General features: G+C 61.3%; 11 protein-coding genes. 6 read left to right on the forward strand and 5 right to left on the reverse strand.

Annotation, left to right across the window (positions count from 1 at the left end; all coding sequences use genetic code 11):
• The first annotated feature begins 55 nt into the window (after nt 1-55).
• Nucleotides 56-1,042 (forward strand): taurine ABC transporter substrate-binding protein, encoded by a 987-nt coding sequence (tauA, locus tag JN524_RS08920; RefSeq protein ID WP_202369126.1) that lies wholly within the window; start codon nt 56-58, stop codon nt 1,040-1,042.
• 106 nt (nt 1,043-1,148) lie between these two features.
• Here tauA and argA read toward each other — a convergent pair whose 3' ends face one another.
• Together argA and argE are read right to left on the reverse strand one after the other, a co-directional pair.
• Entirely contained in the window at nt 1,149-2,450 is a 1,302-nt protein-coding gene (gene argA, locus JN524_RS08925) for an amino-acid N-acetyltransferase (protein ID WP_202369127.1), read from the reverse strand.
• 240 nt (nt 2,451-2,690) lie between these two features.
• On the reverse strand, nt 2,691-3,836 hold the full coding sequence (gene argE, locus JN524_RS08930) for an acetylornithine deacetylase (RefSeq protein WP_202369128.1): 1,146 nt from the start codon (nt 3,834-3,836) through the stop codon (nt 2,691-2,693).
• Between the two features lie 156 nt (nt 3,837-3,992).
• Between argE and JN524_RS08935 the strand changes: the two genes are divergently transcribed.
• Nucleotides 3,993-5,363, forward strand: a complete 1,371-nt coding sequence (locus JN524_RS08935; protein ID WP_027610504.1) for a CYTH domain-containing protein — start codon at nt 3,993-3,995, stop codon at nt 5,361-5,363.
• Nucleotides 5,364-5,498: 135 nt separating this feature from the next.
• Here JN524_RS08935 and JN524_RS08940 read toward each other — a convergent pair whose 3' ends face one another.
• Nucleotides 5,499-5,969, reverse strand: coding sequence for an Lrp/AsnC family transcriptional regulator (locus tag JN524_RS08940; protein WP_007951785.1), 471 nt, complete (start codon nt 5,967-5,969; stop codon nt 5,499-5,501).
• 126 nt (nt 5,970-6,095) lie between these two features.
• On the opposite strand from JN524_RS08940, the gene JN524_RS08945 reads away from it, so the two are divergent.
• From JN524_RS08945 to JN524_RS08955, 3 genes are all read left to right on the forward strand, one after another.
• Nucleotides 6,096-6,434 carry a hypothetical protein gene (locus JN524_RS08945; RefSeq protein ID WP_202369129.1) on the forward strand — a complete coding sequence of 113 codons (339 nt, stop codon included), beginning with the start codon at nt 6,096-6,098 and terminating at the stop codon, nt 6,432-6,434.
• Between the two features lie 90 nt (nt 6,435-6,524).
• A complete protein-coding gene (locus JN524_RS08950) occupies nt 6,525-8,309 on the forward strand; it encodes a GspE/PulE family protein (RefSeq protein ID WP_027610501.1) in 1,785 nt (594 codons plus the stop codon).
• A gap of 65 nt (nt 8,310-8,374) precedes the next feature.
• A complete protein-coding gene (locus JN524_RS08955) occupies nt 8,375-8,695 on the forward strand; it encodes a DUF2388 domain-containing protein (protein ID WP_169843014.1) in 321 nt (106 codons plus the stop codon).
• A gap of 79 nt (nt 8,696-8,774) precedes the next feature.
• On the opposite strand, the gene gcvP is transcribed toward JN524_RS08955, so the two are convergent.
• Complete coding sequence (gcvP, locus tag JN524_RS08960; RefSeq protein ID WP_202369130.1) at nt 8,775-11,648, reverse strand: aminomethyl-transferring glycine dehydrogenase; 2,874 nt, start codon at nt 11,646-11,648, stop codon at nt 8,775-8,777.
• Between the two features lie 156 nt (nt 11,649-11,804).
• Between gcvP and JN524_RS08965 the strand changes: the two genes are divergently transcribed.
• Entirely contained in the window at nt 11,805-12,944 is a 1,140-nt protein-coding gene (locus tag JN524_RS08965; protein ID WP_202369131.1) for a DegT/DnrJ/EryC1/StrS family aminotransferase, read from the forward strand.
• Nucleotides 12,945-13,050: 106 nt separating this feature from the next.
• On the opposite strand, the gene gcvH is transcribed toward JN524_RS08965, so the two are convergent.
• The gene (gene gcvH, locus JN524_RS08970) at nt 13,051-13,434 is read right to left on the reverse strand and encodes a glycine cleavage system protein GcvH (RefSeq protein ID WP_202369132.1); all 384 of its coding nucleotides are present in this window, start codon (nt 13,432-13,434) and stop codon (nt 13,051-13,053) included.
• Nucleotides 13,435-13,474 lie beyond the last annotated feature (40 nt).

Here is a 13,474-nt window from a genome sequence, read left to right on the forward strand (position 1 = left end):
ATTAGCGTTGACGTATTCGAATCACGTCAAACCCTATCCAAAAGGCGACGCCATCATGGCCAAACGGGCACTATCTAGTCAATTTGTTACAGTTTGTGTATCGGCAATAATTTCTTTTTCCGCTCAAGCGGCCAACCTCACGATTGGCTATCAAACCGGTATCGACCCGAGCAAAGTTCCTCAGGCCGACGGTACTTACGAAACGACCATCGGCCAGAAGATCGACTGGCGGCGCTTCAATAGTGGCCCGGAAGTTGTGACAGCCATTGCATCGGGCGATGTACAGATCGGCAACCTCGGCTCCAGCCCTTTGGCAGCGGCTGCTTCACGCAATCTGCCGATCGTCGCCTTCATTGTTTCAGCGCAGATCAATGCCGCCGAAGCCTTGGTGGTGCGCAATGGCAGCGGGATCAACTCCCCGCAGGATCTGGTCGGCAAGACCATCGCCACGCCCTTCGTTTCCACCTCCCACTACAGCTTGCTCGGTGCACTCAAGCACTGGGGCCTGGACACCTCTAAAGTCAAAGTGGTGAACCTGCAGCCGGCGGAAATCGCCGCAGCCTGGAAGCGTGGGGATATCGATGGCGCGTTTGTCTGGTCGCCAGCACTGGGTGAAATCCGCAAGACCGGCAAGACCCTGACCGATGCCGCGCAAGTCGGCCAGTGGGGCGCACCGACCTTCGAAGTCTGGGTCGCGCGCAAGGACTACGCCGAGAAGCATCCTGAGGTGGTGGCCAAGTTTGCCAAGGTTACTCTAGACGCGTTTGCCGATTACGCCAGCCATAAGGACAGCTGGACAGCGGACTCGGCACCGGTGCAGAAAATCGCAAAACTGACGGGTGCCAATGCGGCCGACGTGCCGGAGTTGCTCGCCGGTTCCGCGTTCCCTGATGCCAAGGCGCAGCAATCCACCGCACTGCTGGACGGCGGCACGGCCAAGGCGATTGGTGAGACGGCGAAGTTTTTGAAGGAACAGGGCAAGGTTGAAACGGTGCTGCCGGACTATTCGCCGTATGTCAGCGCGAAGTTCATCGCTGAGTAAACACAAAAACCTGTAGGAGCTGCCGCAGGCTGCGATCTTTGGATCTTGTTTTCAGGAAACCAAAGTCAAAAGATCGCAGCCCGCGGCAGCTCCTACAGGGCTTGGGTTACAGGGATTTTTCGAAGATCTTCGAGTTGCGCTGATAGTTGTACAGCGACGCCCGCGCCGCCGGCAGACGCTCGACGCTGCTGGGTTCGAACCCGCGCTCGCGGAACCAGTGCGCGGTACGGGTGGTGAGGACGAACAGGGTTTTCAACCCTTGCGCCCGCGCACGGGTCTCGATGCGCTCCAGCAGCTCATCGCCGCGACCACCGTGGCGGTACTCCGGATTCACCGCCAGGCATGCCAGCTCACCGGCGTCCGAATCGGCAATCTGGTACAGCGCCGCACAGGCAATGATCATCCCTTCGCGCTCGACCACGCTGAACTGCTCGATCTCGCGCTCCAGCACTTCGCGCGAACGACGCACCAGAATCCCCTGCTCTTCCAGCGGGCTGATCAAATCGAGCAAACCGCCGACGTCTTCAATCGCCGCCTCGCGCACCAGCTCGAATTGCTCTTGCGCGACCAGCGTGCCGCCACCGTCACGGGTGAACAGTTCGGTCAGCAGCGCACCATCTTCGGCATAACTGACGATATGGCTGCGCGCGACACCGCCACGGCAAGCCTCGGCAGCAGCGTCGAGCAATTCCGCCTGATAGTTGCTGCTGCCCAGACGTTGCAGATGCGCCGGTACCTGTTGCGGGCGCAGTTCGCGCACCAGTTTGCCGTTCTCGTCGATCAGACCGAGGTCCGCGCCGAACAGCAGCAACTTGTCCGCCCCCAGATCAATCGCGGCGCGGGTGGCGACGTCTTCGCAGGCGAGGTTGAAGATTTCCCCGGTCGGCGAGTAGCCCAGCGGCGACAGCAGTACGATCGAACGCTCGTCGAGCAGACGATTGATGCCTTTGCGATCGACCCGGCGCACTTCACCGGTGTGGTGATAGTCGACACCTTCAAGCACACCGATCGGCCGGGCGGTAACGAGGTTGCCGCTGGCCACCCGCAGGCGCGAGCCCTGCATCGGCGACGAGGCCATGTCCATCGACAGCCGCGCTTCGATGGCGATGCGCAACTGACCGACCGCGTCGATCACGCACTCCAGCGTCGCCGCATCGGTGATGCGCATGCCGTGGTGGTAGTGCGGGGTCAGGCCGCGAGCAGCGAGGCGGGTTTCAATCTGTGGACGCGAACCGTGGACCAGCACCAGACGCACGCCGAGGCTGTGCAGCAGCACCAGGTCGTGGACGATGTTGCCGAAGTTCGGATGCTCCACGCCATCGCCGGGCAGCATGACGACGAAGGTGCAGTCGCGGTGGGCATTGATGTAAGGGGACGCGTGACGAAGCCAATTGACGTATTCGGGCATGAACCTGGGCCTGTAATAAATAGCAGCCGGAAAAAAGGGCGAAACAGAAAACGCACAGCGGGCTGATGGTTATCGTCGGAACAGGCTTGGCGACACGCGCGCTCTCCTCATGAATACGGGTTGGACTTCCACTAATTTAACGGCTTCCCCCTGTAGGAGCTGCCGCAGGCTGCGATCTTTTGATCTTTAAAAACAAAATCAAAAGATCGCAGCCTTCGGCAGCTCCTACAAGGGATGCGTTCAATTCTTCAGGCAGTAATGTTCAATCAACTGCCGCAATAGCTGCACGGTAGGCTGCAAACGTGACATTTCAAGGTATTCGCCGGGCTGGTGTGCACAGGCGATGTCGCCGGGGCCGAGCACGATGGTTTCGCAGCCAAGGCGCTGAAGATAAGGCGCTTCGGTGCCGAACGCTACTGCTTCGGCACTATGACCGGTGAGTTTTTCAGCGATGCGCACCAATTCGGCGTCTTCGGCCTGTTCGAATGGCGGCACTTCCGGGAACAACGGCTTATAGTCGATCTTCACTTGATGCCGCTCGGCCACCGGGTTGAGCTTGCGCAGGATTTCCGCACGCAGGACTTGCGGGTCCATACCCGGCAGTGGGCGCAGGTCGAACTCCAGCGAACACTGGCCGCAGATGCGGTTGGGATTATCGCCGCCATGGATGCAACCAAAGTTCATGGTCGGTTGCGGCACGCTGAACTGCGGGTTGTTGAATTCACGCTGCCATAACAGGCGCAGGCCACGCAGTTCGCCGATGGCATCGTGCATCGCTTCGAGGGCGCTGTGACCCAGGCGCGGATCCGACGAATGGCCGCTCTGCCCGAGGATATCGATGCGCTCCATCATGATGCCCTTGTGCATGCGGATCGGTTTGAGCCCGGTCGGCTCGCCGATCACCGCCGCACGGCCCAGTGGCTTGCCGGCCTCGGCCAGCGCCCGGGCACCGGACATCGAACTTTCCTCATCACAGGTGGCGAGGATCAGCAGCGGTTGCTTGAACGGTTGCTCGAGCAGCGGCTGCACGGCTTCGATGATCAGGGCGAAAAAGCCCTTCATGTCGCAACTGCCCAGGCCGACCCAGCGACCATCGACTTCGGTGAGTTTCAGCGGATCGGTCTGCCACAGCGCATCGTCATAAGGAACAGTATCGCTGTGCCCGGCCAGCACCAGGCCGCCGGGCCCGCTGCCAAAACTGGCGAGCAGGTTGAATTTTCCGGGGCTGACCTGCTGGATATCGCAGCTGAAGCCCAGATCACCCAGCCAACCGGCAAGCAAATCGATCACCGCCCGGTTGGACTGATCCAGGCTCGGTTGGGTGCAACTGACCGACGGTGCGGCGATCAGTGCCGCGAACTGGTCTTGCATGGATGGCAAAGGCATCGCTGACTCCAACTCCCGATTTGAAGTCCATCATAGAGCCATCCGGCGCTCGGAATAAACCGCCGCAGGGCGTAGGAAGTTTGAGTCCTGTACACTGCACGGCCTTGGCAGCCACACATTCCCCCGGCTGCGCTCCCGATCCTGGATTTTCCGGCCATGCAGAAAGAAACCGAAATCAAACTCCGCGTCAGCCGCGAAACCCTCGCGGCCCTGCGCGAGCACCCGCTACTGAAAAAACGCAACAAAAATGGCTGGGAACGCCGTGAGTTGATGAACCAGTACTTCGACACCCCCGAGCGCGATCTGGCTCAGGCCAAAGTCGCCCTGCGCCTGCGCAAGGACGGTGACGAAGTGATTCAGACCCTCAAGACCCGCGGCCAGAGCGTGGCCGGTCTGTCCGAGCGTAACGAATACGACTGGAAATTGCCCAAAGCCAAGCTCGACGTGAAGAAACTCGACGGCGAATGCTGGCCCGAGGCGCTGGCCGAGCTGGACAAGAAAACCCTGAAGCCGATCTTCACCACCGATTTCGTCCGCGAGCGCGCGGAAATCGCCTGGGGCCGCGGCAAGGCCAAAGTGGTGATCGAAGCCGCACTGGACCTCGGTCACGTGGTGGTCGGCAAACAGAAAGAAGAAATCTGCGAGCTGGAACTGGAACTGCGCGAAGGCGAGCCTGCCGCGCTGCTGGAACTGGCCGCTGAACTGGCCGAGACCCTGGCCCTGATGCCGTGCGACATCAGCAAGGCCGAGCGCGGCTACCGTCTGTACGACGCCAACAGCTACTCGCTGAGCCTGCCGGCGCCGCAATTGACCCCGGAAACCCAACTCGACGACGCCTTCGCCGCATTGGCCTGGCACTTGCTCGGCAGCAGCCAGCGTCTGGCCGAACAATATCGCTTCAACGGCCACTGGCGCCTGCTGCAGGACTGGGTCGAGAACCTCGCGGAAATGCGCGCCCTGCTCAGCAGCCTCGGCCAGGCCGCACCGCGTCCGGCCACTCACGACCTGCGCGTGGCGCTGGACGCTCTGCTGGAAGACTGGCGCCCACTGGTTCAGGTCGGTATTGAAGACGAAGACGTACGCAAGGCGGCGCCGGAGCAATTCCTTGAAGAACTGGAAGACCCGCGCTGGGGCCTGTTTTCGCTGACTGTCTCGCGCTGGCTGCTGGCCCGCACCTGGGCCGCCGAGCGCAACACTCGCGGCAATCGTCAGGGCGCCGCGCAACTGCACAGCTGGCTGCCACGCATGCTCGGCGAGGAGGCCACGTCCCTGCAATTGCAGCGCTATCAGCAGCAACCGGAAGATCTGGCCGAGCAACTGCCGCGCATCGAACGCATCCAGGTCTGGCTGCACCACGCGCGTAACGTGCTGGAGATCGCGGAAATGGATCGCCTGTACGGCGAGCTGAACAAACTGGCGCAACTGGCTAACGAACCGACGATCACTGACGAACTGCTCGATGCGCGCAAGCAGCAGGCGATTGCGGTTTATCAGAATCGTGCGTGGAAAATGCTGCTGCGTATGTGATGCTCAGCAACACCTGAAAACTGTGGCGAGGGAGCTTGCTCCCGCTGGAGGCCGAAGGACTCCCAATTCCTGCAATTGCAGATTTTGGGGCCGCTTCGCGGCCCATCGGGGATAAATCCCCTCGCCACAAAAGGATCAGCGCAAGACTGGCAAACTGGTTGTCGACTTGATCTCCGACAGCGCCACAATCGAGTTCACCTCCTGAATCCCCGGCACCAGCGACAGCTTCTCGAAGAAAAACCGCTCATACGCCTCGATGTCCGCCGCGACAATCCGCAACAGAAAATCCACCGCACCCATCAGCACATAACACTCCAGCACTTCCGGAAAGCCGCGAATCGCCTCGGTGAATTCGGTGAAGTTCGAACGCCCGTGGGCGTTGAGCTTGATCTCGGCGAAGATCTGCGTGTTCAGGCCGATCTTCTTGCGATCAAGCAAGGTCACCTGACCGCGAATGATGCCCTCCTCCTTCATCCGCTGAATCCGCCGCCAGCACGGCGATTGCGACAGACCCACCTGCTCGGCGATCTGTGCGCTGGACAGCGAAGCGTCCTCTTGCAGCAAGGCGAGAATCCGCCGGTCGTAGCTGTCCAGCTCGCTATGCATAATCAATCCTCAAAATGTTCATTTTTCGAATCGTTCCAGTCGAGCAATCCGCGAATCCGCTCATCTTAGACAAGAAATGCCCGGCATCGAATGTAAAAATTCCCCCACTGACTCTGGAGACCGGACATGCCTCACCTCGAAGCCGTGAATACCCCCGCGCCCCGCGCCGATGTGTGGAACGTCAACAACGCGCACTGCTGCGTGCGTTATCAACTGCTCGCCGAAGCCGAGCCGGATCTGCTGGTGCGGGTGCTGAACCTGTTCGCGCTGCAGTTCCTCACGCCGCAACAGGTCCACGTCGAGCGGCTCGACGATCTGCTGTCGATCGATATCGTCATTGACGGTCTGAGCTGGCATCGCGCCCAGGTGATTGCGGAAAAACTTCGTAACCTGATCAGCGTCTGCTCGGTGAACCTGCAAGACGCCGACACGGCGTGGTCTGCGCCGGCCCAGGCGTCCGGCTGACAAATCCGGCAACGGCTTTGTCGGGTAGTGGCCCAACGGTCGGCGGGGCCACGACTATCCTTTGCGCACAGTCGTTCAAAAGGAGCCCGCATGTCCGTTCAACTCGCCACTCAGGACCGCTGGCTGGATCTCAACGATGTGTTGCGTGAGCTGGTCGCCCAAGGCTTTATCAGCCAGGATTCGGCGGAGCAGGCGCTCAATGCCCGGCGCCGCCACGCGACCCACGGCCAGCAACATCCGCTGGAGTTCATCGCCAGCCAGCAATTGGATGACCTCAGCCGTCCAGGCAAACATCTGGACCTGGAAAGCCTGACCCTGTGGCTGGCGCAGCAGGCCGGCCAGCCGTATATGCGCATCGACCCGTTGAAGATCAACGTCGCCGCCATCACCCCGCTGATGTCCTACGCCTTTGCCCAACGGCACAAGATTCTTGCGGTAGCGGTCGACCGCGATGCGGTGGTGGTCGCCAGCGCTCAGCCTTACGTCACCGGTTGGGAGGCCGACCTGACCCATGTGCTGAAGCTGCCGATCAAACGGGTGGTCGCCAACCCGGTGGACATCCAGCGCTTCAGCGTCGAGTTCTTCCGCCTCGCCAAATCGGTCAGCGGCGCCAACAACGCCGATCAGCAAAACGGCAACCTCGGTAACTTCGAACAACTGCTCAACCTCGGCGCCAGTGATCAGGAACCGGACGCCAACGACGCGCACATCGTCAACATCGTCGACTGGCTGTTCCAGTACGCCTTCCAGCAGCGCGCCAGCGATATCCACATCGAACCGCGCCGCGAACAGGGCACCGTGCGTTTCCGCATCGACGGCGTGCTGCACAACGTCTATCAATTCCCGCCGCAGGTGACCATGGCGATCGTCAGTCGCCTGAAAAGCCTAGGGCGGATGAACGTCGCCGAGAAGCGCAAACCCCAGGACGGCCGGGTCAAGACCAAAACCCCGGACGGCGGCGAGGTGGAGCTGCGGCTCTCAACGCTGCCCACCGCGTTTGGCGAAAAAATGGTCATGCGGATCTTCGACCCGGAAGTGCTGCTCAAGGACTTCGACCAGCTTGGTTTTTCCGCCGACGACCTGCGCCGCTGGCAGGACATGACCCGCCAGCCCAACGGCATTATTCTGGTGACCGGGCCCACTGGTTCGGGCAAGACCACCACGCTCTACACCACGCTGAAAAAACTGGCGACGCCGGAGATCAACCTCTGCACCATCGAAGACCCGATCGAAATGGTCGAGCCGGCGTTCAACCAGATGCAGGTGCAGCACAACATCGACCTGAGTTTCGCCGCCGGCGTGCGTGCGCTGATGCGGCAAGACCCGGACATCATCATGATCGGCGAGATCCGTGACCTGGAAACCGCGGAAATGGCGATTCAGGCTGCTCTCACCGGCCATCTGGTGCTGTCGACCCTGCACACCAACGATGCCCCCAGCGCGATCAGTCGGCTATTGGAACTCGGCGTGCCGCACTATCTAATTAAAGCCACGGTGCTCGGGGTCATGGCCCAGCGTCTGGTGCGCACCCTGTGCCCGCACTGCAAGGCGCCGCTGACGCTGGAAGAGGAAGACTGGCAAACCCTGACCCGCCCGTGGCAGGCGCCGCTGCCGGGCAATGCGCAACGGGCGATCGGCTGCCTGGAGTGCCGCGACACCGGTTATCGCGGGCGCGCCGGGGTCTACGAAATCATGCAGTTGAGCGATAGCCTCAAAGCGCTCATCACCCCGGACACCGACCTCACCGCCATCCGCCGGCAAGCCTTCAAGGAAGGCATGCGCAGCCTACGCCTGTCGGGTGCGCAGAAGGTCGCGGCGGGGCTGACCACCCTTGAAGAAGTGCTGCGGGTGACACCGCAGAGCGAGCAGAAATAGGCCACTACGGAACCGGATTGGCGAATCGTTATCCAACGCCGTAGTTAACCCCCAGGAGTCACTCAATCATGCGTCTCAAACTTGCTGTCGCCACCCTTGCCTTGCTGTCCCTTCCCGTTGGTTCAGCGATGGCCGACAGCTTTTGGCGTAACGTCATTTCGTCCGGCGCCACCACCGGTTCGACCTACCTGACCTTCAAGGATCACAAGCTGATCGTTGCCGCACAGGACGATGCCGGCAGCTTCGTTGCCAGCGATGGCGGCATCCGTGGGCCGTACCTGGAAGCAGCGATGCAGAAAGTCCGCGCCGACAATCCGGGCCTGCAGGCCACGGACATGGAACTGGCGAATGCGATTCTGGCGAAGAACGCAGTGGCTTCCGAGTAAAAAATCAAAAGATCGCAGCCTTCGGCAGCTCCTTTACTGATCCCTGTAGGAGCTGCCGAAGGCTGCGATCTTTTGCTCTTCAGCGGTACTCGTCCACCGGGACGCAGGCACAAAACAGATTGCGATCCCCATAGACGTTATCCACCCGATTCACCGCCGGCCAATACTTGTGCGCCTTGGTGTGCGCATCCGGGGTGATGCCCTGTTCGATGCTGTAAGGCCGCTCCCAGACGCCAGTGACATCCGCCAGGGTATGCGGAGCACGCTTGAGCGGGTTGTCGTCCGCCGGCCAGTTGCCGTTCTGCACTTCGGTGATTTCTGCACGGATGCTCAGCATGGCGCCGATAAACCGGTCCAGTTCGGCCTTGGACTCGCTCTCGGTCGGCTCGACCATCAACGTCCCCGGCACCGGGAATGACATGGTCGGAGCGTGAAAGCCGTAATCCATCAGGCGCTTGGCGACATCTTCTTCGCTGATCCCGGTCTGCGCCTTCAACGGCCGCAAATCGAGAATGCATTCATGGGCTACCCGCCCGTTGCGGCCGGTGTAGAGCACCGGAAATGCGCCGGATAAATGCTGCGCCAGATAATTCGCGGCGAGGATTGCCACTTCGCTGGCATCCGCCAGTTGCGGCCCCATCATCGCAATGTACATCCAGCTGATCGGCAAAATACTCGCACTGCCCCACGGGGCCGCGCTGACCGCGCCGTTCTGCGGCAGCGGGCCGTCAATCGGCACCACCGGATGATTGGCAACGAACGGCGCAAGGTGCGCGCGAATGCCGATCGGCCCCATGCCCGGCCCGCCGCCGCCATGGGGAATGCAGAACGTCTTGTGCAGGTTCATGTGCGACACGTCGGCGCCGATATCTGCCGGACGCGCCAGCCCGACCTGTGCATTGAGATTGGCGCCGTCCATGTACACCTGCCCGCCGTGCTGGTGGATAACTTCGCAGATCTCGCTGATGCCCTCCTCGTACACACCATGGGTCGATGGATAGGTCGCCATCAGGCACGACAACTTGTCCCCCGCCTCGGCCGCCTTGGTTTTCAAATCGTCCAGATCGACGTTGCCGGCCTCGTCGCACTCGACGATCACCACGCGCATCCCGGCCATCTGCGCCGAGGCCGGGTTGGTGCCATGGGCCGAGGATGGAATCAGGCAAATGTCCCGTGCGCCCTGCTGCCGGCTCTCGTGATATTTGCGAATCGCCAGCAGCCCGGCGTACTCGCCCTGAGCGCCGGAGTTGGGCTGCATGCAGATCGCATCGAACCCGGTGATCGCGCACAACCAGTGCTCCAGCTCTTCGATCATCAAGGTGTAACCGACCGCCTGTTCCCGTGGCGCGAACGGGTGCAGGTTGGCGAACTGCGGCCAGGTGATCGGGATCATCTCGCTGGTAGCGTTGAGTTTCATGGTGCAGGAGCCCAGCGGGATCATCGACTGGTTGAGCGCCAGATCCTTGTTCTCCAGTTGCTTGAGGTAGCGCAGCATCTCGGTTTCGCTGTGATGCGCGTTGAACACCGGGTGGCGCAGGTACGGCGTGTTGCGCTGCAGCTGGTCGGGAATGCCGGAAACCAGTGCTTCTGCGTCAATGTCGTCGACGTTCAAACCATGATCGGCGCCCAGCAGCACGTCGAACAGTTTGGCCACCGTGCTTTCATCGCACGTCTCATCGAGGCTCAACCCCACTCGCCCACGGCCAAGAATCCGCAAGTTGATCTGCGCGGCCCTGGCACTGTCAATGATCGCGGTCTGCGCGCCGCCAACCTCCAGCGTGAGGGTGTCGAAAAACTGTCTGTTGACCCGCGCAATACCATGGCGCTCAAGGCCCGCCGCCAGGATGCAGGTCAAGCGGTGCACGCGCTGGGCGATGCGTTTCAAGCCTTGCGGCCCGTGATACACCGCGTAGCAACTGGCGATATTGGCCAGCAGCACCTGCGCGGTGCAGATGTTCGAGTTGGCCTTCTCGCGGCGAATATGTTGCTCACGGGTTTGCAGGGCCATGCGCAACGCGACGTTGCCACGAGCGTCTTTCGACACGCCGATGATCCGCCCCGGAATCGCCCGTTTGTACTCCTCGCGGCTGGCAAAAAACGCCGCATGCGGGCCACCGTAGCCCATCGGTACGCCAAAGCGCTGGGACGAACCGAACACCACATCCGCGCCCAGTTCACCCGGCGGTGTCAGCAGCAACAGGCTCAGCAGATCGGTGGCGACACACGCTAACGCCTGCTGCGCGTGCAACTGATCGATGACCGGACGCAGATCACGGATCTCGCCGTGGGTGTCGGGATACTGCAGCAACGCGCCGAACACCTGATGCTGGTTGAGGTTATCCACAGCGCCGATGATCAGCTCGAAGCCGAAACCTTCGGCGCGGGTCTGCACCACGGAAATGGTCTGCGGATGACAGTTTTCGTCGACGAAGAACAGATTGCTCTTCGACTTCGCCACGCGTTTAGCCAGGGCCATGGCTTCCGCCGCAGCGGTAGCTTCGTCGAGCAACGAAGCGTTGGCCAGTTCAAGTCCGGTGAGGTCGATGGTCAGTTGCTGAAAATTCAGCAGCGCTTCGAGACGGCCCTGGGCGATCTCCGGTTGATACGGGGTGTAGGCGGTGTACCAGCCAGGATTTTCCAGCACATTGCGCAGAATGACCGTCGGCGTCAGCGTACCGTGGTAGCCCATGCCGATCAGGCTGGTCCAGACCTGATTCTGCTCGGCATAACCGCGCAGCTTGGCCAGCGCCGCTTGCTCGTCGAGGGCCGGCGGCAAGTCCAGCACCCGATTCAGGCGAATGCCCGGTGGCACCGTCTGCTCGATCAGTTCGACCCGGCTGCCCAGACCGAGGCTGTCGAGCATCGCCTGTTGTTCGGCGGCGTCGGGGCCCAAATGGCGGCGCAGGAAGGCTTCGGGGTCGCGTAACTGGCTCAAGGATGGCAACTGGGACATGACGGGCTCTCTCTTGGCTGGCGCTCGGCGTCAATGCAACACGGTCAAACCAGCATAGCAGCCGATCCCGACGCGCACGGCTTGGCGGCAGAGGGGGTTCCGGGGCATGCTGTAGCGCCTGCATCATGCGTCCAACTTTCGGATGATCAAATCCTCATGAGCCAACTGCCGTTCCTGCCGTTTTCCAAACCTGTCATTGATGAAGCCACGATTGCCGCCGTCGGCGATGTGCTGCGTTCCGGCTGGATCACCAGCGGGCCGAAGGTCCAAGCCTTTGAAGCACAGTTGTCGGAATACTTCGGCGGACGCCCGGTGCGCACCTTCAACTCCGGCACCTGCACCATGGAAATCGCCTTGCGCATCGCCGGCATCGGGCCGGGTGACGAAGTGATCACCACGCCGATTTCCTGGGTCGCCACCGCCAACGTGATCCTCGAAGTCGGCGCCACACCAGTGTTTGCCGACATTGACCCGGTGACCCGCAACATCGATCTGGACCAGTTGGAAGCGGCCATCACCCCGCGCACCAAAGCGGTGATTCCGGTGTACCTCGCCGGCCTGCCGGTGGACATGGAACGCTTGTACGCCATCGCCCGCAAACACAACTTGCGCATTGTCGAAGACGCCGCTCAGGCCCTGGGGTCGAGCTGGAACGGCCAGCGCATCGGCGCCACCGGCGATTTCGTGTCGTTCAGCTTTCAGGCGAACAAGAACGTCACCTGCTCCGAGGGCGGCTGCCTGGTGCTGAACACCCCGGAAGAAGCACGGCTGGCGGAGAAGTACCGCTTGCAGGGCGTGACCCGCAACGGCTTTGATGGTCTGGACGTTGATGTGCTCGGCGGCAAGTTCAACATGACTGATGTCGCTGCCACCATCGGCCTCGGCCAGTTCGCCCATATCGAGGCGCTGACCGCCCATCGTCAGGAACTGGCCCGGCACTACTTCAAATGTTTTGGCGATGACTTTGAAGCGACTTATGGCGCCCAACTGCCACCGGCGGACTTCACCCAGAGCAACTGGCACCTGTTCCAGCTGGTCCTGCCGGAGCGCAAGGACGGCTTGCCGGCCCGCGCCACGTTCATGGAACAGATGCAGGACAAAGGCATCGGCATCGGCTATCACTACCCGCCGATTCACTTGCTGAGCCTGTACCGCGAGCGCGGTTTCAAGGAAGGGATGTTGCCGGTGGCCGAGCGCGTCGGGCGACTGATCGTGTCGTTGCCGATGTTCACCAGCATGACCAGGGACGATGTCGAGCGTTCGGTGGCGGCGGTGAAAGCCGTATTGAAACCCTGAAGCGCTCTTAATGTAGTAGCTGCCGCAGGCTGCGATCTTTTGATCTTGTCTTTAAAAACAAAATCAAAAGATCGCAGCCTGCGGCAGCTCCTACGGGGGGCGAGGCTTATTCGCCGATTGCAGCCTTGTAGCCGGCGGCGTCGAGCAGATTGTCCAGCTCGGCCTTGTCGCTTGGCTTGAGCTTGAAGATCCATGCGGCGTACGGATCGTTGTTCAGCTCTTCCGGTGAGTCAGCCAGCGTTTCGTTGACCGCGATCACTTCACCGCCGACCGGGGAGTAGATGTCGGACGCGGCCTTCACCGACTCGACAACACCGGCAGCCTCACCGGCAGCAAACACCTTGCCGACTTCGGCAAGTTCAACGAACACCACATCGCCCAGCGCTTCCTGCGCGTGATCGCTGATGCCCACGGTAACGGTGCCGTCGGCTTCCAGACGCGCCCACTCATGACTTTCGGCAAAACGCAGTTCGGCGGGGATATTGCTCATGCTCGGTGTCCTCAAGAAAATTGTCAGCGGTCAGGCCCGC

This window comes from Pseudomonas sp. MWU318, assembly GCF_016756945.1.
Taxonomy (GTDB): domain Bacteria; phylum Pseudomonadota; class Gammaproteobacteria; order Pseudomonadales; family Pseudomonadaceae; genus Aquipseudomonas; species Aquipseudomonas putida_A.